23 protein-coding genes are annotated in these 20668 nt (G+C 71.8%); 4 read left to right on the top strand and 19 right to left on the bottom strand.

The window, feature by feature from the left end:
• Positions 1 to 215: 215 nt before the first annotated feature.
• The 18 genes from C2865_RS13070 to C2865_RS12985 all read right to left on the bottom strand — a co-directional run bounded on the left by C2865_RS13070 (position 216) and on the right by C2865_RS12985 (position 16156).
• Positions 216 to 1307, bottom strand: a complete 1092-nt coding sequence (locus C2865_RS13070; protein ID WP_106398595.1) for a sensor histidine kinase — start codon at positions 1305 to 1307, stop codon at positions 216 to 218.
• Positions 1308 to 1423: 116 nt separating this feature from the next.
• The gene (locus C2865_RS13065) at positions 1424 to 1855 is read right to left on the bottom strand and encodes an STAS domain-containing protein (RefSeq protein WP_157963687.1); all 432 of its coding nucleotides are present in this window, start codon (positions 1853 to 1855) and stop codon (positions 1424 to 1426) included.
• Between the two features lie 170 nt (positions 1856 to 2025).
• Positions 2026 to 2844, bottom strand: coding sequence for a TrmH family RNA methyltransferase (locus tag C2865_RS13060; RefSeq protein WP_106398593.1), 819 nt, complete (start codon positions 2842 to 2844; stop codon positions 2026 to 2028).
• Positions 2845 to 2855: 11 nt separating this feature from the next.
• Positions 2856 to 3230: a 50S ribosomal protein L20 gene (gene rplT / locus C2865_RS13055; RefSeq protein WP_106398592.1), complete on the bottom strand. Its 375-nt coding sequence runs from the start codon at positions 3228 to 3230 to the stop codon at positions 2856 to 2858.
• 74 nt (positions 3231 to 3304) lie between these two features.
• On the bottom strand, positions 3305 to 3499 hold the full coding sequence (rpmI, locus tag C2865_RS13050; protein WP_106398591.1) for a 50S ribosomal protein L35: 195 nt from the start codon (positions 3497 to 3499) through the stop codon (positions 3305 to 3307).
• A 128-nt stretch (positions 3500 to 3627) separates the two neighbouring features.
• Positions 3628 to 4284, bottom strand: coding sequence for a translation initiation factor IF-3 (infC, locus tag C2865_RS13045; RefSeq protein WP_269802715.1), 657 nt, complete (start codon positions 4282 to 4284; stop codon positions 3628 to 3630).
• A gap of 358 nt (positions 4285 to 4642) precedes the next feature.
• Complete coding sequence (gene der / locus C2865_RS13040; RefSeq protein WP_106398590.1) at positions 4643 to 6094, bottom strand: ribosome biogenesis GTPase Der; 1452 nt, start codon at positions 6092 to 6094, stop codon at positions 4643 to 4645.
• 42 nt (positions 6095 to 6136) lie between these two features.
• Positions 6137 to 6805 (bottom strand): (d)CMP kinase, encoded by a 669-nt coding sequence (gene cmk, locus C2865_RS13035; protein ID WP_106398589.1) that lies wholly within the window; start codon positions 6803 to 6805, stop codon positions 6137 to 6139.
• Between the two features lie 14 nt (positions 6806 to 6819).
• On the bottom strand, positions 6820 to 7926 hold the full coding sequence (locus C2865_RS13030) for a prephenate dehydrogenase (RefSeq protein WP_232835558.1): 1107 nt from the start codon (positions 7924 to 7926) through the stop codon (positions 6820 to 6822).
• A 29-nt stretch (positions 7927 to 7955) separates the two neighbouring features.
• The gene (gene aroH, locus C2865_RS13025) at positions 7956 to 8318 is read right to left on the bottom strand and encodes a chorismate mutase (protein ID WP_106398588.1); all 363 of its coding nucleotides are present in this window, start codon (positions 8316 to 8318) and stop codon (positions 7956 to 7958) included.
• A gap of 17 nt (positions 8319 to 8335) precedes the next feature.
• On the bottom strand, positions 8336 to 9088 hold the full coding sequence (locus tag C2865_RS13020; protein WP_106398587.1) for a pseudouridine synthase: 753 nt from the start codon (positions 9086 to 9088) through the stop codon (positions 8336 to 8338).
• Positions 9085 to 9636, bottom strand: coding sequence for an SMC-Scp complex subunit ScpB (gene scpB, locus C2865_RS13015; RefSeq protein WP_106398586.1), 552 nt, complete (start codon positions 9634 to 9636; stop codon positions 9085 to 9087). Before scpB ends, C2865_RS13020 begins: the two co-directional genes overlap by 4 nt.
• Positions 9629 to 10489, bottom strand: coding sequence for a segregation and condensation protein A (locus C2865_RS13010; protein ID WP_106398585.1), 861 nt, complete (start codon positions 10487 to 10489; stop codon positions 9629 to 9631). The genes scpB and C2865_RS13010 overlap by 8 nt, the downstream gene beginning before the upstream one ends.
• A 94-nt stretch (positions 10490 to 10583) precedes the next feature.
• Positions 10584 to 11489 carry a ParA family protein gene (locus C2865_RS13005; RefSeq protein ID WP_106398584.1) on the bottom strand — a complete coding sequence of 302 codons (906 nt, stop codon included), beginning with the start codon at positions 11487 to 11489 and terminating at the stop codon, positions 10584 to 10586.
• 96 nt (positions 11490 to 11585) lie between these two features.
• On the bottom strand, positions 11586 to 12503 hold the full coding sequence (gene xerD / locus C2865_RS13000) for a site-specific tyrosine recombinase XerD (protein WP_106398583.1): 918 nt from the start codon (positions 12501 to 12503) through the stop codon (positions 11586 to 11588).
• Positions 12504 to 12515: 12 nt separating this feature from the next.
• Positions 12516 to 13130: an NUDIX domain-containing protein gene (locus C2865_RS12995; RefSeq protein WP_232835557.1), complete on the bottom strand. Its 615-nt coding sequence runs from the start codon at positions 13128 to 13130 to the stop codon at positions 12516 to 12518.
• Positions 13131 to 13165: 35 nt separating this feature from the next.
• A complete protein-coding gene (locus C2865_RS12990; RefSeq protein WP_269802711.1) occupies positions 13166 to 14815 on the bottom strand; it encodes a CTP synthase in 1650 nt (549 codons plus the stop codon).
• Between the two features lie 138 nt (positions 14816 to 14953).
• The gene (locus C2865_RS12985) at positions 14954 to 16156 is read right to left on the bottom strand and encodes a coiled-coil domain-containing protein (protein WP_157963686.1); all 1203 of its coding nucleotides are present in this window, start codon (positions 16154 to 16156) and stop codon (positions 14954 to 14956) included.
• 140 nt (positions 16157 to 16296) lie between these two features.
• Here C2865_RS12985 and pip point away from each other — a divergent pair, with 140 nt between their 5' ends.
• Both pip and C2865_RS12975 read left to right on the top strand, forming a co-directional pair.
• The gene (pip, locus tag C2865_RS12980; RefSeq protein WP_106398744.1) at positions 16297 to 17259 is read left to right on the top strand and encodes a prolyl aminopeptidase; all 963 of its coding nucleotides are present in this window, start codon (positions 16297 to 16299) and stop codon (positions 17257 to 17259) included.
• A gap of 136 nt (positions 17260 to 17395) precedes the next feature.
• Complete coding sequence (locus C2865_RS12975; RefSeq protein ID WP_106398581.1) at positions 17396 to 18556, top strand: alkaline phosphatase PhoX; 1161 nt, start codon at positions 17396 to 17398, stop codon at positions 18554 to 18556.
• Positions 18557 to 18639: 83 nt separating this feature from the next.
• Here the strand turns inward: C2865_RS12975 and C2865_RS12970 are convergent, their stop codons facing one another.
• Entirely contained in the window at positions 18640 to 18843 is a 204-nt protein-coding gene (locus tag C2865_RS12970) for a cold-shock protein (RefSeq protein WP_106398580.1), read from the bottom strand.
• 262 nt (positions 18844 to 19105) lie between these two features.
• Between C2865_RS12970 and C2865_RS12965 the strand changes: the two genes are divergently transcribed.
• Both C2865_RS12965 and C2865_RS12960 read left to right on the top strand, forming a co-directional pair.
• Positions 19106 to 20284, top strand: coding sequence for a thiolase family protein (locus C2865_RS12965; protein ID WP_198653234.1), 1179 nt, complete (start codon positions 19106 to 19108; stop codon positions 20282 to 20284).
• Positions 20285 to 20289: 5 nt separating this feature from the next.
• Complete coding sequence (locus tag C2865_RS12960; protein WP_232835556.1) at positions 20290 to 20658, top strand: Zn-ribbon domain-containing OB-fold protein; 369 nt, start codon at positions 20290 to 20292, stop codon at positions 20656 to 20658.
• Positions 20659 to 20668: the final 10 nt, after the last annotated feature.

The following is a 20668-nucleotide window of genomic DNA, read 5'->3' as shown; positions in this document are numbered from 1 at the left end:
CCTGTTAATGGCCCCGCCTCCGGCGTGGCGGGCGATCCGGGCCCCGAAGTCCCCGTCTTCCTTCAGATCTTCATCGCCTGGCGGCGATCAGGATCCTCAGTCCAGACGGGGACGCCCGGACCGCGACGGTTGCTCGTTCCACGGAGTTGTGTGGAAAGCACTGTCAGGGGTGGCGTCTGGAAGAAAATACCGTCTGGGTCGGCCCGCCGGGCGTCTCAGGCGTGAGACGGGGTTCCGGCGGGCACGGTAAATCGGAACTCGGCGCCGCCCCCGGGGGCGCGCTGCACGATGATCGTTCCGCCGTGGGCCTCCACGAGGCCCTTCACGATGTAGAGGCCGAGACCGGTGCCCCGGCGGCGGTTGCCCCGCCAGAACTGGCGGAAGACGCGGTGGGCGGCCTCGGGGGGGATGCCCTCGCCCTCGTCGCGTACCGACACGACGGCTCCCTCCCTCCCGGTGTCCGGCTCCACCACGATCGTGACAGTACCAGCGCCGTGACGCACGGCGTTTTCTACCAAGTTACCGAGAATCTGCGCGATCTTGTCCGGGTCCAGCCACAACTCCGGCAGCGGGCCGCGCACGTCCAGGCGGAACCTGTCCTCCGGGTCGCCCGCCGCCACCCTGCCCGCGATCGCCGCGCGGGCCTGGCCGGCCAGGTCGACCGGCTGGCGGCGCATCTCCAGCCGGCCCGCCTCGATGCGGGAGACGTCCAGCAGCTCGGTGATCAGGCGGGTGACGCGGTCGGCGTCGGCGTTGACCGTCTCCAGCATGACGAGCTTCTGGTCGTCGTTGAAGCGGTGCCACCGGGCCAGCAGCGTGGCGGTGAAGCCCTTCACGCTGGTCAGCGGCGAGCGCAGCTCGTGGGCGACGGTGGAGACGAGGTCGGCGCGGTCGCGCTCCTGGCGGGCGCGCGCCTCGGCGTCGCGCAGCGACACGTGGAAGCGCCGGACGCGGTGCCGGGAGTCGCGCAGGTAGGAGGCGGTCACCAGCACCTCGCGGCCGCCCGCCAGGAAGAGGCTCCGCTCGGGGTGGCGGGTGCGGATGCGCAGGCCGCCGTACGGGTCCGTGCACTTCCACCAGTCGCGCCCGCCGGCGTCGTGCAGGGGCAGGACGTCCCAGGCGGCGCGGTCCAGGACCTGGGCGCGGCGCAGGCCGGTGAGGCGCTCGGCCATCCGGTTGAAGGAGACCACCCGGCCCGCGGCGTCGGCGACGAGCAGCCCGTCGGGCAGCTCGTCGCCGTAGGAGGGCGCGCTGCGCGGTTCGGGCACCAGCGTGCCCGGCTCCGCTCCCTGCCCTTCCGCGCCCATTGGCCCCCTCCCAACGGCCCGATGACACAGAGCCTAGCGTCAGGCAGGGGGGTCTGGGGAGCGCGAAACCCCTTACGCGAAAGGGATTGACGGTATCCCTGCGGAGCCGGGCGAGGCTAACGTCCGAGCGGGTGCGGACCCGCCTGCGCGACCGCGTCCTCGACCCGCTCGCAGAGCGGGAAACGGCGGTCGAGACCGGTGATCTGGAAGAGCCGGCGCTGCGGAGGGCGCACCCCCGCCAGCCACACGCCTCCCCCGCGCGCCCGTACCCGGTTGGCCAGCGCGACCAGCGCGTTGAGCCCTGAGGCGTCGCAGAAGAGGACCTGTTCGAAGTCGATGACGATCGACTCGAAACCCGCTTCGGTGACCGCGAGCAGATGGTCCCGGAGCGTCAGCGCGGACCGGAGGTCGATCTCCCCGGCCACCGTCACCACGGCGGTGTCGCCGTGCAGGGCCGCCAGCTCGACGCGCAGGTCACGCTCGTCCGCCGCCTCCGGGCAGCGGATCGGGCCGGTGCGCATCGGCTCGGACCTCGATCGGCGGAGCATGAACTCCCTTTCCTCGGGTGACATGGCACGCCCGTCCGCCGCCGGACGGCGGCGAGGACGGGCCTCATGGTCATCTTGGCAGCCGCAGGGATAAGGACAGCGCAAGCCCGATGTCCTTAAACGGCCAGAGAAAAGCGGCAACCCCGCCGACTTGACCGCGCGGTCAGGACTTATCTGACCGTTCGCTGCGCGCGCGCCGAAGCGTACAGGCACACGGCCGCCGCGGTCGCCAGATTAAGGCTCTCGGCCTTGCCGTGGATGGGTACGCGGATCACGTCGTCGGCCAGTGCCCGCACCTCTTCGGGCAGGCCCCAGGCCTCGTTGCCGAACACCCAGGCCGTCGGGCGGCTCAGCGAGCCGTCGTCGGCCGCGTCGTCCAGGGTGCGGCTCCCCGACCCGTCCGCGGCCAGCACGGTCAGGCCCGCCTCCCGGAGCGCGGGGATCAGCGTGTCGTAGCGGGGGCCGGTCACCACCGGGAGGTGGAAGAGGCTGCCGGCCGAGGCACGGACGCATTTGCCGTTGTAGGGGTCCACGGACGCGTCGGTGAAGACCACCGCGTCGGCGCCGGCGGCGTCGGAGGCGCGCAGCACCGTCCCGGCGTTGCCTGGGTCGCGTACGTGGGACAGGACCGTCACCAGCCGGGGGGCGCCGCGCAGGGCGCCGTCCAGGGGGACGTCGAGGAAGGCGCAGACCGCCAGCAGCCCCTGGGGCGTCACGGTCTGGGCCAGTTCGGCCATCACCTCGCCGCTCACCCGCAGCACCGGGACCCCGGCCCGCTCGGCCGCGGCGATCAGCTCGGCGTGCCGCTGCGCGGCCTCGGCCGTCGCGTACAGCTCCACCAGCCCCCCTTCGAGGGCCAGTGCCTCCCGGACCGCCTGCGGACCCTCGGCGAGGAACCGCCGGTCCTGCTGCCGGAAGGACCTTTTGGCGAGCCTGCGAGCGGACTTCACCCGCGGGGAGCGGATACTGGTCAGCTCGAGGCTCGCCATCTGCCGCGTCCTCAGGCCTTGGCCGACTCGGCCGGGAGGGCCTTCTTGGCGACCTCGACCAGCGCCGCGAAGGCGGCGGCGTCGTTCACCGCGAGCTCGGCCAGCATGCGCCGGTCGACCTCGACCTCGGCGGCCTTGAGGCCCTGGATGAACCGGTTGTAGGTCATGCCGTTGAGGCGGACCGCGGCGTTGATGCGCTGGATCCACAGCCGGCGGAACTGGCCCTTGCGGTCCTTGCGGTCCCGGAAGGCGTAGGTCATCGAGTGGAGCTGCTGCTCCTTGGCCTTGCGGTACAGGCGGGACCGCTGGCCGCGGTAGCCGCTCGAACGCTCCAGAACGACCCGGCGCTTCTTGGCGGCGTTGACCGCCCTCTTCACGCGTGCCACGTCTCACAACTCCTTCGTGGGGGCCGGGGTGCTTCTCGACCGCCGGCCGGTCGTACTTGTCGGTCGGACGGCTACTACTTGCGCAGCAGCTTCTTGATCATGGGGGTGTCGGCGGCGGAGACCACCGCGTTGCCGTCCAGGCGGCGGGTGCGCTTGGTCGGCTTGTGCTCGAGCAGGTGGTTCTTGTTCGCGCGGCGGCGCACCACCTTGCCGGAGCCGGTCAGCTTGAAGCGCTTCTTGGCGCCACTGTGGGTCTTGGTCTTCGGCATGGCGGCCGTCTCCTTCGATATCTGGGCGTGGCTGACCGGGCGTGCGGGGGAATGCACGCCTGGGCCAGCACAGGTGCGTACATCCTGAAACCGGGTCCCCGCGTGAGGGGGACCCGGTCAGGCGGGTCTCACTCGGAGCGGGGCTCCTCGGCCGGCGGGGCCTCGTCGACGGGCGCGGCCTCCTCGACCTCGGCCTCGGCCTCGAGTCCGGCCTCGTCCTCGGCGGGGCGCTCACCGCGCGCGGCGTTGCGCTGGGCCCGCGCCTCGGCCTGCTCGGCCTTGGCCTCGGCCTTCTTCTTGTGCGGCCCGATCACCATGATCATGTTCCGGCCGTCCTGCTTGGCGTTCGACTCCACGAACCCGAGCTCGCTGACGTCCTGGGCGAGGCGCTGCAGCAGCCGGAAGCCGAGCTCCGGCCGGGACTGCTCGCGACCACGGAACATGATCGTCACCTTGACCTTGTCCCCGCCCTTGAGGAACCGCACCACGTGACCCTTCTTGGTCTCGTAGTCGTGCGGGTCGATCTTCGGGCGGAGCTTGATCTCCTTGATGATCGTGTGCGCCTGGTTGCGCCGCGCCTCACGCGCCTTCATCGCGGACTCGTACTTGAACTTGCCGTAGTCCATGAGCTTGGCCACGGGAGGCCGCGCGGTGGGCGCGACTTCGACCAGGTCGAGGTCGGACTCACGGGCAAGATCGAGCGCCTTGGCGATGGGGACGATGCCCACCTGCTCGCCGTTGGGCCCGACGAGCCGGACTTCCGGCACGCGAATGCGGTCGTTGATGCGCGGTTCGGTGAAACGCGTTTCGGCGCTGATGGGACCTCCCTGGGGCCTTTCATGTCCTTGAACCTGTCGTACCCCGGACTCCCAGACGAAGAAAGCCCCGCACGACGCGCATGCGAGGCCACCACCGGTCAGCCCCTGCGGGTACACCTACCAAGGTATCCCCTGCAAAGGGCTGTTCAACGCCCGAACGGCGCTGGACCGGGACCCATCGGCCCGAAGGCCGAATCAGGTGGGAGCAGGCTCCACTTGCGCGCCCGGGGCTTACATACGCCCCAGGCCGGTCAGCTACTTAGCTTAGCAGCTCTCGGTAAGCGTTGAGAACACACCGCTCACCTTCTGCCATCGTGGACGCCGCCTAGCGACGCTTGCCGCGGTCCTTGCGCTTCTCGCGGATCTTCATGGTCACCGAGATGGGGCTGCCCTCGAAGCCGAACTCCTCGCGGATGCGGCGCTCGATGAAGCGGCGGTAGCCGGGCTCGAGGAAGCCGCTGGTGAACAGGACGAACCGCGGGGGGCGGGTGCCCGCCTGGGTGGCGAACAGGACGCGGGGCTGCTTGCCGCCGCGGATGGGGTGGGGGTGGGAGGAGACCAGGTCGGTGAAGAACTGGTTGAGCTTGCCGGTGGGGACGCGGTGGCCCCAGCTCTCCAGGGCGGTGTCGATGGCCGGGACGAGCTTCTCGACGTGGCGGCCCGTGCGGGCGGAGATGTTGACGCGGGGCGCCCAGCGGGCGCCGACGAGCTGGCGTTCGATCTCGCGGTCGAGGTAGTAGCGGCGCTCCTCGTCGACCAGGTCCCACTTGTTGTAGGCCAGGACGAGGGCACGGCCGGCCTCGATCACGTTGTTGACGATGCGCAGGTCCTGCTCGGCCAGGGGCTCGCCGGCGTCGACGAGCACGACGGCGACCTCCGAGCGCTCCAGCGCCGACTGGGTGCGCAGGATGGCGTAGAAGTCGGCGCCCTGGTTCTCGCGGTGGCGCTTGCGGATCCCGGCCGTGTCGATGAAGCGCCAGGTCCGGCCGCCGAGTTCGATCAGCTCGTCGACGGGGTCGCGGGTGGTGCCGGCCACCGAGTCGACGACGGCGCGGTTCTCCCGCGCCAGCTTGTTGAGCAGGCTCGACTTGCCGACGTTGGGGCGGCCCATGAGGGCCACCCGGCGCGGGCCGCCGGGCGCCTCGCCGAGCCGCTCGCGCGGGGCGGGCTCGGGCAGGGTCTCCAGGACCCGGTCCAGGAGGTCGCCGCTGGAGCGGCCGTGCAGCGCCGAGACGGGCATCGGCTCGCCGATGCCCAGGCTCCACAGCGCGGCGGCCTCCATCTCGGCACGGGTGTCGTCGGCCTTGTTGGCGGCCAGCACGACCGGCTTCTTGGAGCGGCGCAGGATCTCCACGACGGCCTCGTCGAGGTCGGTGGCGCCGATGGTGGCGTCCACCACGAAGAGCACGACGTCGGCGAGCTCGACCGCGAGCCTGGCCTGCTCGGCGATGGAGGCGGCCAGGCCGCTGGAGTCGGGCAGCCAGCCGCCGGTGTCCACGAGGGTGAACTCGCGGCCGTTCCAGGAGGCGGGGTAGGAGACCCGGTCGCGGGTCACACCCGGCACGTCCTCGACCACCGCCTCGCGGCGGCCGATGATCCGGTTGACCAGGGTGGACTTGCCCACGTTGGGGCGGCCGACGACCGCCACCACCGGCAGCCTCGCCGGCTCGGCGGCCTCGGCCTCCTCGTCGTGGAACTCGTACTCCGCCGGGTCGAACTCGTCCGGGTCGAAGGTCTCGAACTCTTCTTCCGCGGCGAACTCTTCGCGCTGGTTCATGATGTGTCCATTCGGTGCGTCCCGCCGGCACCGGAGGACGTGTCAACCGGTGGCGGCGCGCTCTTTCACGAGCCGTACGACCGCGTCGACCACCTCGTCGAGCCCCAGCTCGGTCGAGTCGATCTCCACGGCGTCGTCGGCCTTGGTCAGGGGGGAGGCGGTGCGGGTGGAGTCCAGCCGGTCCCGCCGGGCCTGGTCGGCCAGGGTGGCCTCGACCGAGACGGCCGGGTCGGCGATCTCCCTGGCGCGGCGCAGGGCCCTGGCCTCCTCGCTGGCGGTGAGGAAGACCTTGACGGGCGCGTCCGGTGCGACCACGGTGCCGATGTCGCGGCCCTCGGCCACGATCCCCCCGTCGGCCATGATCTCACGCTGCGCCGCCACCAGGAACGCCCGGACCTCGGGGACCCTGCTGACCGCGCTGACCGCGCCCGTGACCGCCTGGCCGCGGATCGGCCCGGAGACGTCCCGGCCGTCCACCGAGATCCCGGGAGCGTCCGGGTCGGTGCTCATCTCGATGCGCACCTCGCCCGTACGGGCCGCGACCGCCGCCGCGTCCTCGACGTCGACGCCCTGTTCCAGCATCCACCAGGTGATGGCCCGGTACATGGCGCCGGTGTCCAGATAACGGTACCCGAGACGGCGGGCCACTCCCTTGGCCGCGCTCGACTTGCCGGACCCGGACGGGCCGTCCATGGCGATGATCAGTGTCATGTCTTCTTCGACTTTCAGGGGAGAACGGGCACGGACCAGCCGCGGTCGCGCAGCGCGGCGGCGAGGGTCTCGGCGGTCTCGGGCTGTACCGAGAGTTCCGCCACACCCACCGGCAGGCCCGGCGAGTGCTCGATCGAGACGTCCTCGATGTTGACCCCGGCGTGGCCGGCCGCCTCGAAGATCCGGGCGAGCTCGCCGGGCCGGTCGGAGATGACCACCTGCACGTGCGCGTACCGCGAGGGGCGGCCGCCGTGCTTGCCGGGGATCCGGGCGCGCCCGGTGTTGCCCCTGGCCAGCAGGTCGCCGACCTTCTGCATGATCACTTCGGCGACGTCGGGGCCGGCCGAGGAGGTGGCCCGCAACATCGCGGCGGCCAGGGCGAGGTCGCCGGCGACCGCGTCGAGCACCTCGGCGACCGGCGCGGCGTTCGCGGTGAGGATGTCCAGCCACAGGGCGGGATCGCTGGCCGCGATCCGGGTGACGTCGCGCACGCCCTGGCCCGCGAGGTCCAGCGCCGCGGGCGGGGCCTCCGCCAGCCGGGCGGCCACGGCGGCGGCCACCACGTGCGGGCCGTGGGAGACCAGGGCGACGGCCTGGTCGTGCTCGATCGGGTCGATGTGGTGCAGTTCGGCGCCGCAGGCCCGCACCAGGGCCTCCACGGCCCCGACCGCCTCGGCCGAGGCCGCCTCGGTGGGGCACAGCGCCCAGGGGCGGCCCAGGAAGAGGTCGGCGCGGGCGGCGGCGGGGCCGGACCGCTCACGGCCCGCCAGCGGATGCCCGGGGACGTAGCCGCGCAGGTCGCAGCCGAGTTCCACGGCGTCCAGGACGGGCCGGACCTTCACGCTGGCCACGTCGGTGTAGACGCGGGCCAGGCCGCGCTTCTGCGCCTCCAGCAGGGTGCGGCCCACCGCCGCCGGGGGGACGGCGAGGACCGCCACGTCCACCGGCTCGACCGGCTCGTCGGGGAGCACGGCGCCGGCCCCCAGCTCCACCGCCAGGGCCAGGACGGCCGGATCGCGGTCGCTCAGCAGGACCTCGGTGCCGCGCTCGCGCAGGGCGAGCGCCACGGAGGTGCCGATGAGGCCGGTGCCGACCACTGCGACGCGTGGGATTTCCGTCACGGGAGGACCCTACCGGGATTCATGAGGCGTCACTGGGCGATGTCGAGGCGCAGCACGGTGGCGCCGCGCAGGTAGACGTGCTGCATCTGCGAGCGCGGCCGGTCGGTCTCGATGTGGGCCATGAGCCGGATCACCCGGGGCAGCGCGTGCGGGACGTCCAGCTCGCTGGCGCACATCAGCGGCACGTCGGTGAAGCCGAGTTTGCGGGCGGCCAGGGCGGGGAACTCGGCGGTGATGTCCGGGGTCGCGGTGAACAGCACGCTGATCACGTCGTCGGTGGACAGCTCGTTGCGGGCCATCACCTCGGCGACGAGCTCGGCGGTCGCCTCCAGGACCTGCTCCCGGTCGTCGGAATCCACCTGGATGGCCCCCCGCAGGGCACGTACAGCCACTGTCTCTCCTCCTGATCTCACAAGCCCACGGCTTTGTACAGCGCCGCGACTTCCTTCTCGGTCAGCGCGCGCACCCCGCCCGGCTTGAGCCTGCCGAGGGCGATCGGTCCGAAACCCGTACGGGCCAGCTTCCGCACCGGGAAGCCCGCCTTGGCCAGCAGCCGCCGGACGATGTGCTTGCGGCCCTCGTGCAGGGTGACCTCGACCAGCGCGCGCCTGCCCGACTGCTCGAGCAGCTTGAAGCCGTCGACCTTGACGATGCCGTCCTCCAGGTCGACGCCGCCCCGCAGCCGCCGCCCCAGGTCGCGCGGGATGGGCCCCGGCACGTCCGCCAGGTAGGTCTTGGGGACGCCGAACGAGGGGTGCATCAGCCGGTGCGCCAGCTCGCCGTCGTTGGTCAGCAGCAGGAGGCCCTCGGTGTCGGTGTCGAGCCGGCCCACGTGGTAGATCCGCTCGGTGAGGTCCTCGACGAAGTCGATCAGGGTGCGGGTGCCCTTGCCGGGCGCCATCGTGCTCTCCACCCCGACCGGCTTGTTGACCGCGTAGTAGCGCAGTTCGTGCCAGGTCGCGATGGCGCGCCCGTCGACCTGGATCTCGTCGCGCCGCGGGTCGACCCGCTCGCCGAACCAGCTGACCACCCGGCCGTTCACCGTCACGCGGCCCGCGGAGATGATCTGCTCGCAGGCGCGGCGGGAGCCGATCCCGGCGTCGGCCAGGACCTTCTGCAGGCGGACGCCCTGCTCGTCCTGCTGACCGGTGGTGGTGCTCATGCGGAGACGTCCTCGATGTCGTTGATCTCGTCGGGCAGGTAGGGCGCCAGTTCGGGCAGCTCCTCCAGGGAGTCCAGCCCCAGGCGCTCCAGGAAGTAGGCGGTGGTGCGGTAGAGGGTGGCCTGGGACTCGGTGTCCCGGCCCGCCTCCTCGATCAGGCCGCGCAGGGTCAGGGTGCGCATCACCCCGTCGCTGTTGACGCCGCGGACCGCCGAGACCCGGGCGCGGCTCACCGGCTGCCGGTAGGCCACCACGGCGAGGGTCTCCAGCGCGGCCTGGGTGAGCCGGCTCTGCTGGCCCTCGGTGACGAAGCGCTCGACCACGGGCGCGCAGGCCTCGCTGGTGTAGTAGCGCCAGCCCCCGGCGACACGGCGCAGCTCGAAGCCGCGGCCCTGGGCGCGGTACTCGGCGGCCAGCTCCTGCAGCGCCGCGGTGACGCGGACGACGGGCTCCTCCAGCAGCTGGGCCAGGACGATCTCGGTGATCGGCTCGTCGACCACCAGCAGGACGGCTTCGAGGGACGCCTTCAGCGACGGTTCCTCACCCATCACGGTCCTCCCGTCCCCTCGTCCGTGTCTCCTGCTCGGGCCGCGGGGCCCCGGCGAACTCGTCCGCCAGTTCGATCTCGCCCTCCTCGCTGCCCGTCCACCCGACGTGCAGCTCGCCCAGGGGTTCGATCTGGTCGAACGACACCGCCCGCTCGCGGTAGAGGGTCAGCAGCGCCAGGAACCGGGCGACGATCTCGTGGACGCCCGCGCAGTCGGAGGTCAGCGCGCGGAAGGTGGCCTTCCTGAGCTTGCGCAGCCTCTCCACGAGGATAGCGCCCTGTTCCTCCACACTGGCCTGCGGCGTGTACATATGACCCACCGAGACGCCGGGCGGGGCGGGCCTGGGCTGGAAGACCCGGGCGGCCAGCCGGGCGAACTCCTCGGGCCCCAGGCCCAGCAGCACCTCGGGCAGCAGGTTGGCGAACCGCGGCTCCATGGGCACCGTCCGGGGGAAGCGCCTGGCCTCGACGGCCATGAGCCCGGCGAAGAAGGTGCTGACCTCCTTGTAGGCCCGGTACTGCAGCAGGCGGGCGAACAGCAGGTCCCGCGCCTCCAGCAGCGCCAGGTCCTCCTCGTCGTCGACCTCCCCGGACGGCAGCAGCCGCGCCGCCTTGAGGTCCAGCAGCGTGGCGGCCACCAGCAGGAAGTGGCTGGCCTGGTCGAGGTCCCATTCGGGCCCGTGCGAGCGGATGTAGGCGATGAACTCGTCGGTGACCCGGTGCAGGGACACCTCGGTGATGTCCAGCTTGTGCTTGGCGATCAGTCCGAGCAGCAGGTCGAACGGCCCCGAGAAGACGTCCAGGTGCACCTGGAAGCCCTGGGCCTGTTCTTCTCGCACCTGCTGTTCCGCCACGTCGGAAGCCTAAGGGACGGACGGCCGCGGCGAAGCGGGGAACGGCCGTTCCCTCCCCGCGGGCACGAGGGGCGGCTCCGGGCCGGAACCCGCCTCAGCCGAGTTCCTTCCAGCGCTGGATGACTTCCTTGGCCAGCTCGCGGTAGTGGTTGGCGCCCATGGAGGAGGGGTCGAAGGTGGTGATCGGCTCGCCCATGACGGTGGCGTCGGGGAAGCGCACCGTGCGGTTGATCACGGTGTGGAAGACCTGGTCGCCGAAGGCCTGGACGATGCGCTGGAGCACCTCGCGGGTGTGCAGGGTCCGCGAGTCGTACATGGTGCCCAGGAAGCCGTCGATCTCCAGCGAGGGGTTGATGCGCTGCTGGACCTTCTCGATGGTCTCCATCAGCAGGGCGACGCCGCGCATGGCGAAGTACTCGCACTCCAGGGGCACGACGACGCCCTGCGCGGCGGCGAGCGCGTTGATCGTCAGCAGGCCCAGGGACGGCTGGCAGTCGATGAGGATGTAGTCGTAGTGCTCGACCGCGGCCTTGAGCTCGCCCGAGAGGATGTACTCGCGGCCGACCTCGTGCACCAGCTGGACCTCCGCGCCGGAGAGGTCGATGTTGCTGGGCAGCAGGTGCATGCCCTCCACCGACGTCTCCAGGAGGATGTCCTCCCAGTCGGTGTCGGCCTCGAGCAGCATGTTGTGGACGGTGACGTCCAGCTGGCGGGGGTCTCCCTGGCCGAGGCCGACCGACAGGGCGCCCTGCGGGTCGAAGTCCACCAGCAGCACCCGGCGGCCCTGCTCGGCCAGCGCGGCGCCCAGGTTGATGGTGGTCGTGGTCTTGCCCACGCCGCCCTTCTGGTTGCAGATGGCGACGATCCGCGCCGGACCGTGTTCGGCGAGGGGTTCCGGGTCGGGAAACGTGGGGACTGGACGTCTTGTCGGACCCAGCGCGCCTCCGGGCTCGGTGGCGATCGCTGCTGAGAGCACGCTTTCCGCGCCTGCGTCAGGCATGTTGATCCTCCCCGACGGCGAGGAGATACCGTCGATGCGGGGACTCTAAGCGGGACTGGACGCAACGGCAACACGACACACGGCCCTGGCGCGTGTTCACGCACGTGCGCGGGGGTGCGCTGTGGCGTACACCTCACGCAGTAGCCGGACCGTCACAAGCGTGTAGACCTGTGTCGTCGTGACCGAGGCGTGCCCGAGGAGTTCCTGCACCACTCTAACGTCCGCGCCCCGCTCCAGGAGGTGGGTCGCGAAGGAATGTCGCAGAGTGTGCGGGGAGACGTCCGTCAGCCCGGCGCGTTCGGCCGCGGCGCCCAGCACCATCCAGGCGCCCTGGCGGGACAGCCGGCCGCCCCGCGCGTTGAGGAACAGTGCGGGCGTGCCCTTCCCCGCCCCGGCCAGCAGGGGGCGGGCCCGCACGAGGTAGGCCTCCAGCGCCCGCCCCGCGTAGCCGCCGATCGGGACGATCCGCACCTTGCTCCCCTTGCCGGAGACCCGGACGAACCCCTCGTCCAGCTCGACGTCGTCCAGGTCGAGGCCGACCGCCTCGGAGATCCGCGCGCCCGAGCCGTACAGCAGCTCCAGCAGCGCCCGGTCGCGCAGACCCCGTGCCGAGCCGTCCCCCGCCGCGTCCAGCAGCCGTTCCACGTCCCCCAGGGAGATCGCCTTGGGCAGCCGGCGCGGCGCGGCGGGCGGGCGCACCTCGCGGGAGGGGTCGGCGGCGACCAGCCCCTCCCGGAGCGCGAACCGGTGCAGGCCGCGGACGGCCACCACCGCGCGGGCCGCCGAGCCCGCCGACAGCGGGGAGCGCCCGTCGCCGCCCTCCCTGAGGGAGGCCAGGAACCCCTGCACGTCCCGTTCGCCGACGGCGGCCAGGTCCAGGACGCCCCTGGCCTCCAGATGCTCCCGGTAGCGGCGCAGGTCCCGCCGGTAGGAGCTGAGCGTGTTCGCGGCCAGCCCGCGCTCGACCGCGAGGTGCCCCAGATAGGCGCCGACCGCGGTTTCGAGTGTGCTCATGACGGGCCGAGCCTAGGCTTCGGCGGCCTCTTTGTCGCGCAGGTCCCCGAATCCCCGGGCCCGCGCCGCGTGCAGCGCCAGGATCGCCGAGACGGCCAGGGCGTTGTGGATCCGCCCGGCCAGCACCTTGGCCACCGCCTCCTCCAGCGGCACCCACACCACCGGCATGTCGGCCTCCTCGTGCACCCGGACGAAGTCGATCTCCTCGTCGGGCACCCGCTCGAGGTCGCGGGCGAGGAACACCCGCACCCGCTCGTCGCTCATGCCGGGGGTCTGGAAGGTGTCCAGCAGCGTGTGCCAGGTGGCGGCCCGGTATCCGGCCTCCTCCAGCAGCTCGCGCTCGGCGGTGCGCCACAGCGGCTCGCCCGCCACGTCCCGCAGCCCCGCGGGGACCTCCCACAGCAGGTGGCCGACCGGGTGGCGGTACTGGCGCAGCAGCAGGACCCGGCCCTCGTCGTCCAGGGCGATCGTGCCGACCGCGCCGAGGTGCTCCACGTACTCGCGGCGGACGGCCTCCATGCCGTCGCCGTTCGGCATGAGCACCTCGTCCTCGCGGACGTTGATGATCCTCCCCCGGAAGAGCTCGGCCGAGCCGGTGACCCGCCACCGCTCCGCGACGTCCCGCACCTCCGGACCCCCCTCGGGCGCCGTCGGGGCGCCCGTCACTTCCGGTTCGCCAGGGCCGCGGCGACCAGGCCCGCGAAGAGCGGGTGGGCGCGGGTGGGCCGGGAGCGGAACTCCGGATGCGCCTGGGTGGCGACGAAGAACGGGTGCGTCTCGCGGGGCAGCTCGATGTACTCCACCAGCCGGCCGTCCGGGGACAGGCCGCTGAACACCAGGCCGGCCTTCTCCAGGTCGGCGCGGTAGGCGTTGTTGACCTCGAAGCGGTGGCGGTGGCGCTCCACGGCCCGTGCGGCGCCGTACATCTCGCGCACCAGGGAGCCCTCGGCCAGGTCGGCCGGGTACAGGCCCAGGCGCATGGTGCCGCCCAGGTCGCGCTCGCCGGAGAGCACGTCGAGCTGGTCGGCCATGGTCGAGATCACCGGGTGGTCGGTCTTCTCGTCGAACTCGGTGCTGTCGGCGTCGGCGATCCCGGCGAGGTCGCGGGCCACCTCGATGACCATGCACTGCAGGCCCAGGCACAGGCCCAGGACGGGCACCGCGTTCTCGCGGGCGTGGCGGATCGCGCCGAGCTTGCCCTCGATGCCGCGCACCCCGAAGCCGCCGGGGATCAGCACGCCGTCGACGCCGGCCAGGTGGGCGCGGGCGCCCTCGGGCGTCTGGCAGTCGTCGGACTTCACCCAGCGGATCTTGACCTTGGCGTCGTTGGCGAAACCGCCGTGGCGCAGCGCCTCGGTGACCGACAGGTAGGCGTCGGGCAGGTCGATGTACTTGCCCACCAGGGCGATCTCGACCTCGTGGGCGGGCTCGTGGACGCGGCGCAGCAGGTCGTCCCACACCCCCCAGTCCACGTCGCGGAACGGCAGGTCCAGGCGGCGCACCACGTAGGCGTCCAGGCCCTCGGAGTGCAGCACCTTGGGGATGTCGTAGATCGAGGCGGCGTCGACGGCCGAGACCACGGCCTCGGCGTCCACGTCGCACATGAGGCTGATCTTGTTCTTGATGCTGTCGGACACCGGGCGGTCGCTGCGCAGCACGATCGCGTCCGGCTGGATGCCGATGTTGCGCAGCGCGGCCACCGAGTGCTGGGTCGGCTTGGTCTTCAGCTCGCCGGACGGGCCGATGTAGGGCAGCAGCGACACGTGCAGGTAGAACACGTTGTCGCGGCCGATCTCGTGCCGGATCTGGCGGACCGCCTCCAGGAACGGCAGCGACTCGATGTCGCCGACGGTGCCGCCGACCTCGGTGATCACCACGTCGATGTCCGGGCCGGCCATGCCGCGGATGCGGTCCTTGATCTCGTTGGTGATGTGCGGGATCACCTGGACGGTGTCGCCGAGGTACTCCCCGCGCCGCTCCTTGGCGATCACGTTGGAGTACACCTGGCCGGTGGTCACGTTGGCGCTGCCGTGCAGCTCGGTGTCGAGGAAGCGCTCGTAGTGGCCGATGTCGAGGTCGGTCTCGGCGCCGTCGTCGGTGACGAAGACCTCACCGTGCTGGAACGGGTTCATCGTGCCGGGGTCCACGTTGAGGTACGGGTCCAGCTTCTGCATGGTGACCCGCAACCCGCGCAGTGTCAGCAGGCGTCCGAGGCTGGAGGCGGTGAGGCCCTTGCCCAGGCTGGAGGCGACACCCCCGGTGACGAAGAGGTGCTTGGTGGCGCGCGTTTTGCCGGAATCTGCGATGCGCAAGGGCTGTCTCCCGTGGTCGTCGTGCGGCGGCGGGCCGCTTGAGCAAGCCGCCCTGTCCACGGGGTACCAGGATAACAGCAGCTCAGTATCCGTTCGCCGCGAACCGATCACCCGGCGTTCACCGGGCCTTCTCCCGGTTCAGCCCGGGTAGCCGTTGCGGCTGGAGTCGGTCATGGTCGCCCCCGTCACGCCCGCCTCGCTCAGCGCGGCGTGGTTGTGCAGCGGCGAGGACGGCATGATGATCCGCAGCTGGCGGGTGAGCTCGTCGATCAGGCTGCGCGCCTGGTCGGCGGCGTTGCGGGCGGCGTCGCGCTCCTGCGACAGGGCGCCGAGCTGGGCGCGCTGCTCGGTGACGGCCTCGGCGAGCTGGTCCACCCAGGCGTCCCGCTCCTTGATCTTCTCCAGGGCGGCGTCCCGCTCGGTGGCGATCTGGCGGACCGCCGCCATCGCGCCGTCCCGCTCCCGGGTGAGCTGCTCGGTGCGCGAGCGCGCCAGCGTCGCCTCGGACTCGGCACGGGCCTTGTCCTGGGCGGCGGCCTCCCGGGCCGCCTCGGCGGCCTTGGACTGTTCCACGGCCTGCTGAGCGGTCTCCACGGCGCTCTGCCGCTCGGCCTCGGCCACCTCGCTCCGGCGGCGGGCCTCCTCGGCCTGGCGGTTGGCGTCCGCGGCCTGGCGGGTGGCGTCGGCGGCCTGGCGGCGGGCCTCGTCGGCCTCCTTGGCGGCGTTGCCCGCGGCCACCTGGAGGGCCTGGGCGGTGTTCTCGGCGTCGCCGAGCGCCGCGCGCACCGAGGCCAGCTCGGTGCGGACGGTCTCCACCGCGCGGGTCAGCTCGGAGATGCGCTCCTCGGCGGCGCGCCGGGCGTTGGAGGTCTCCTCCAGGGAGCGCAGCGCCTCGTCCCTGGCCGCCTGCACGTTGTCGTGCTGGGTGACCAGCTGGCGCATCGCCGCCTCGGTCTCGCCGACCCGGCGCTCGGCCTGCTCGGCCCGGGTGCGGGTGCGCTGCACCTCGCTCCAGGCGGTGGCCGCGTCCCGCTGGGACTTCTCCTTCTCGGCCTGGACGGCGGCGAGCTGGTTGGCGGCCTCGGCCTGCACGTCGGTGATGCGCCGCTCCCCCATCGACAGCGCCTCGCCGAGCAGCTCGGCCATCTGCTTGAGCTTGTCGACGAGGTCCCAGCCGGGCAGGGTGTGCTGTTCCTCACCCTGCTGGGCTCCGGACGGCGCGGCGAGCGGCTGCGGGCCGTGGTTCAGGAGTTCACGGGGCGACTGCGCCGGCGAAGGCGACCATGACAAGCCACCGGGCTGTGCGGTGCGCTGGCCGCCTGATCCGCTGAGGTCACTCACGGTAAAGACTCCATCAGGGGGTTCATCACGACGTCATTGAGGAAACTCTATTGCCGACGTGGGGGAAAGTCTCCCCCGTCCCGCAAGACGGGCACCGTCTCCCTGTGCTCCTCCAGCTGACAGAATGTCAGAACATGGAGCTGCGCAGTCTGTACCCGCCGATCGAACCGTACGACTCAGGCCTGCTCGAGGTCGGGGACGGTAACCGGATTTACTGGGAGGTGTGCGGCAATCCACAAGGCAAGCCTGTGGTGATGGTACATGGCGGGCCGGGCGGGGGCTGCGTCCCCGACCACCGCCGGCAGTTCGACCCCGCGCGCTACCGGATCGTCCTGCTCGACCAGCGCAACTGCGGCCGCAGCCTGCCGCACGCCGCCGACCCGTCGGTCTCCCTGGAGCACAACACCACCTGGCACCTGGTGGCCGACCTGGAGCTGCTGCGCGAGCACCTGGGGATCGGGCGCTGGCAGGTCTTCGGGGGCTCCTGGGGCAGCACCCTGTCCCTGGCCTACGCGGTGACCCACCCGGAGCGGGTGAGCGAGCTGGTGCTGCGCGGGATCTTCATGCTCCGCCCGTTCGAGCTGTTCTGGTTCTACGAGTACGGGGCGTCCCTGCTCTTCCCCGACCTGTGGGAGCGCTACCTGGAGCCGATCCCCGAGGAGGAGCGGGAGAACCTCATCGAGGCGTTCGCCGTCCGGCTCGAGGACCCGGACCCGGCCGTCCACCTGCCCGCCGCGCGCGCCTGGTCCACCTGGGAGGGCGGGACGGTCAGCCTGCGCCCCGACCCGGAGCTGGTCGGCCACTTCGCCCAGCCGGAGTACGCACTGGCCTTCGCGCGGATCGAGAACCACTACTTCAGGAACGCCGGGTTCTTCGCCTCCGACGAGTGGCTGCTGGAGAACATCGACCGGATCCGGCACATCCCCGCGGTGATCGTCCAGGGCCGGTACGACGTGTGCACGCCCATGGCCACCGCGTGGGACCTGCACAAGGCCTGGCCCGAGGCGGAGTTCCACATCGTGGACGACGCCGGGCACGCCTTCGACGAGCCGGGGATCCTGCACCGCCTGATCATCGCGACCGACACGTTCGCCACTCTTTGAGTGTTTTGCCAGGTTTTTAACCCCCCAGGCGGTCACCGGAACATCACCGCACGTTGAACTCACGGAATCGCGGCGTACCTCCGGAACGGCGACAACTGAGACGTCCCATCACCTTCCTTCAGGGAGACCCCCGAAGATGGAACGTCGCACCTTCATGCGCGCCAGCGTGCTCGCCGCCGGAACCGCCGCCTTCTCCGGCTCGCTGATGCGCGGGGCGCTCGCCGCCCCCGCGCAGATCGGCGCCGGCCCCTACGGGGCGCTGCTGGCGGCCGACGCCAACGGCATCCGGCTGCCGGCCGGCTTCACCAGCCAGGTCGTCGCCCGGACCGGCCAGGCGGTGGCCGGCACGTCCTACGTCTGGCACCGCGCCCCCGACGGCGGAGCCTGCTTCGCCGACGGGAGCGGCTGGATCTACGTGTCCAACTCCGAGGCGGCCGGCTCCTCCGGCGGCGGCGCCTCCATGATCCGCTTCAACTCCGCCGGGACGCCGGTCTCGGCGTCGCGCATCCTCGGCGGGACCGACAACAACTGCGCGGGCGGCAAGACGCCGTGGAACACCTGGTTGTCCTGCGAGGAGGTCAGCCTGGGCCGGGTCTGGGAGACGTACCCCTTCGGCGGCGCGGCCGTGGCCCGGCCGGCGATGGGCCGGTTCAAGCACGAGGCGGCCGCGGCCGACCCCGTCCGCAAGGTGGTCTACCTGACGGAGGACGAGAGCAACGGGCGCTTCTACCGCTTCGTCCCGACCACCTGGGGGAACCTGTCGGCGGGCACCCTGCAGGTGCTGGTGGCGGGCTCGGGCACGTCCGGCTCGTTCAGCTGGGCGAACGTGCCGGACCCGGACGGCTCGCCGACGGCCACCCGCAGCCAGGTGCCGGGCTCCAAGTCCTTCAACGGCGGCGAGGGCTGCTGGTACGCCAACGACACGGTCTGGATCACCACCAAGGGCGACAACCGGGTCTGGCAGTTCAACCTCGGCGACGACACCTTCGAGCTGGCCTACGACGACAGCCTCGTCACGGGCGGATCGGCGCCGCTGACCGGGGTGGACAACATCACCGGCTCCTCCTACGGCGACCTGTACGTCGCCGAGGACGGCGGGAACATGGAGATCAACGTCATCACGCCCGACGACAAGGTGGCGCCGTTCCTGCGGGTGACGGGCCAGAGCTCCTCGGAGCTGTGCGGGCCGGCGTTCAACCCGGCGGGGAACCGGCTGTACTTCTCCTCACAGCGCGGGACGTCGGGATCCTCCACCGGCGGCATCACCTACTGCGTGACGGGCCCGTTCCGCACCTGAGCCCGGCCGCGGGCGAAGAGCAGGAAAACGACGAGGCCCTCTCAGCCTCACGGCTGAGAGGGCCCCTCGCACGTTTGCGTGGATCAGATCCCGCGGACGTTCTCCGCCTGCGGGCCCTTCGGACCCTGGGTGATGTCGAACTCCACCCGCTGGGCCTCCTCCAGGTTGCGGTAACCGCTGCCCTGGATGGCACTGAAGTGGACGAAGACGTCCGGGCCGCCCTCATCCTGAGAGATGAAGCCGAAGCCCTTCTCACCGTTGAACCACTTGACGGTGCCCTGCGCCATACTGCACTCCTGGGTTGTAACTCCGGGCCCACACTTCGCGAACCCGCGGCCGCCGCGAGAGTCCCCCCGTAAATGAAGAAAGCCCGCGGAAGTGACCTCCGCAGGCAATCGAACACTCGATCAGCGAAAGAACAGCTACGACCACTGCTCAAGGTAGCACACTGAGGACTCCCGGTGTCCATCTGGGAACGATCAATCCCGGCCCTTCTTTACCGAATGCCATTCGGTATGCTGCGGGCAACGCACAATCGGGAGGTATCGGGTGGGAGCGGCGATCGCCGGTCTCGGGATGACCGAGCTGGGCAAGGTGTACGGACGCAGTCCGCGCCGGCTGGCCGCGGACGCGGTCCGGCTGGCCGTGACCGATGCGGGCCTGGAACTGAAGGATCTGGACGGACTGCTGGTCAGCCACGGCCTGGGCGGCTCCCCCGGCATCGAGCTCGCCCAGACGCTGGGACTGCGCGACCTGCGCGTGCTCAGCCTGATGCACGCCTTCGGCGCCACCGCGGGCGCGATGGTCGCCCACGCGGCGATGCTCGTCCAGAGCGGGGCGGCCGACACGGTCGCCTGCGTCTTCGCCGACGCGCCGCTGAAGCCCGAGCAGTCCTCGGGGGCCGCCTACGACCGGTCGGCCCGCGAGTACTACGGCTACGGCGGGATGACGGCCTCGCAGGGCTTCCGCAGCGTCAACGCCTACTACGCGCTGGCCGCCCGGCGGCACATGGCGCGCTACGGCACCACCAGCGAGCAGCTGGGCGCGATCGCCGTCTCCACCCGGCAGTGGGCGACCATGAACCCGCTGGCCCAGATGCGCGACCCGATCACGATCGAGGACCACCAGAACTCGCGCTGGGTCGTGGAGCCGCTGCACCTGCTGGACTGCTGCCTGGTCTCCAACGGGGCCGTCGCGGTGGTCGTCACCCGCGCCGACCGCGCGGCCGACCTCGCCCAGCCCCCGGTGCACGTCCTGGGCTGGGGCCAGGGCCACCCGGGGCACGCCATGGAGCGGGGCAGCGGGTTCGGGCTGACCACCGGCGCGGCGGTCTCCGGCCCGACCGCGATGAAGATGGCGGGGATCACCGTCTCGGACGTCGACCAGTGCCAGATCTACGACTGCTACACCATCACCACCCTGCTGACCCTGGAGGACTACGGGTTCTGCGCCAAGGGCGAGGGCGGGGCGCTGGCCGCCTCCGGGGCGCTGGGCCCGGGCGGGCGGCTGCCGACCAACACCGGCGGCGGCCAGCTGTCGGGCTACTACATGTGGGGCATGACCCCGGTCTCCGAGGCGGTCGTCCAGGCGCGCGGCCAGGGCGGCGAACGCCAGGCCGAGCGCAACGAGGTGGTCCTCGTCAGCGGCAACGGCGGCATCCTCGACCACCACAGCACCCTCATCCTCAGCCCCACCCGGCCGGGTGCGGGCGCGCGAGCAGGACGGTGAACACGATGGCCATCAGGCGGGACGGACGCACCGACGCGTTCTTCGACGGGGCCCTGCGGGGCGAGCTGGTCGTCCGCAGGTGCGGCGAGTGCGGCAGGTGGTACGCGCCGGACGCCACGGGCTGCGCCGGCTGCGGCGCGCAGCGGCTGGAGTGGGCGGCGGCCGAGGGCACGGGCACGCTGGTGAGCTGGGCGGCGGTGCACGGCCGCGGAGGCGGCCCCGCCTCCCCCATCGGGCTGGTGGAGCTCGCCGAGGGGCCGTGGCTGCACGCCGCCCTGGCGGGCGTGGACGCGCCCGCCGAGGGGCTGGCGCTCAGGGCGCGGTTCACCCCCCAGGAGGAGGGCGAGCCGCTGCTGGAGTTCGTCCCGGCCTGAGACCCGCCGT

Source organism: Actinocorallia populi (assembly GCF_002995495.1).
GTDB classification, from domain to species: domain Bacteria; phylum Actinomycetota; class Actinomycetes; order Streptosporangiales; family Streptosporangiaceae; genus Actinocorallia; species Actinocorallia populi.
Note: the sequence above shows the minus strand (reverse complement) of the source record. Positions and strands in the feature narration are given on the sequence as shown.

What these genes read in the sequence shown, in the direction of transcription:
- scpB (WP_106398586.1), bottom strand. Translation starts at nt 9,636, where the DNA reads ATGGGTGAGGAACCGTCGCTGAAGGCGTCCCTCGAAGCCGTCCTGCTG.
- xerD (WP_106398583.1), bottom strand. Translation starts at nt 12,503, where the DNA reads ATGAGCACACTCGAAACCGCGGTCGGCGCCTATCTGGGGCACCTCGCG.
- C2865_RS13060 (WP_106398593.1), bottom strand. Translation starts at nt 2,844, where the DNA reads ATGGCGAGCCTCGAGCTGACCAGTATCCGCTCCCCGCGGGTGAAGTCC.
- C2865_RS12975 (WP_106398581.1), top strand. Translation starts at nt 17,396, where the DNA reads ATGGAACGTCGCACCTTCATGCGCGCCAGCGTGCTCGCCGCCGGAACC.
- rpmI (WP_106398591.1), bottom strand. Translation starts at nt 3,499, where the DNA reads ATGCCGAAGACCAAGACCCACAGTGGCGCCAAGAAGCGCTTCAAGCTG.
- der (WP_106398590.1), bottom strand. Translation starts at nt 6,094, where the DNA reads ATGAACCAGCGCGAAGAGTTCGCCGCGGAAGAAGAGTTCGAGACCTTC.
- C2865_RS13020 (WP_106398587.1), bottom strand. Translation starts at nt 9,088, where the DNA reads ATGAGCACCACCACCGGTCAGCAGGACGAGCAGGGCGTCCGCCTGCAG.
- cmk (WP_106398589.1), bottom strand. Translation starts at nt 6,805, where the DNA reads ATGACACTGATCATCGCCATGGACGGCCCGTCCGGGTCCGGCAAGTCG.
- C2865_RS13065 (WP_157963687.1), bottom strand. Translation starts at nt 1,855, where the DNA reads ATGCTCCGCCGATCGAGGTCCGAGCCGATGCGCACCGGCCCGATCCGC.
- C2865_RS13005 (WP_106398584.1), bottom strand. Translation starts at nt 11,489, where the DNA reads ATGCCTGACGCAGGCGCGGAAAGCGTGCTCTCAGCAGCGATCGCCACC.
- C2865_RS13070 (WP_106398595.1), bottom strand. Translation starts at nt 1,307, where the DNA reads ATGGGCGCGGAAGGGCAGGGAGCGGAGCCGGGCACGCTGGTGCCCGAA.
- C2865_RS12960 (WP_232835556.1), top strand. Translation starts at nt 20,290, where the DNA reads ATGGCCATCAGGCGGGACGGACGCACCGACGCGTTCTTCGACGGGGCC.
- C2865_RS12970 (WP_106398580.1), bottom strand. Translation starts at nt 18,843, where the DNA reads ATGGCGCAGGGCACCGTCAAGTGGTTCAACGGTGAGAAGGGCTTCGGC.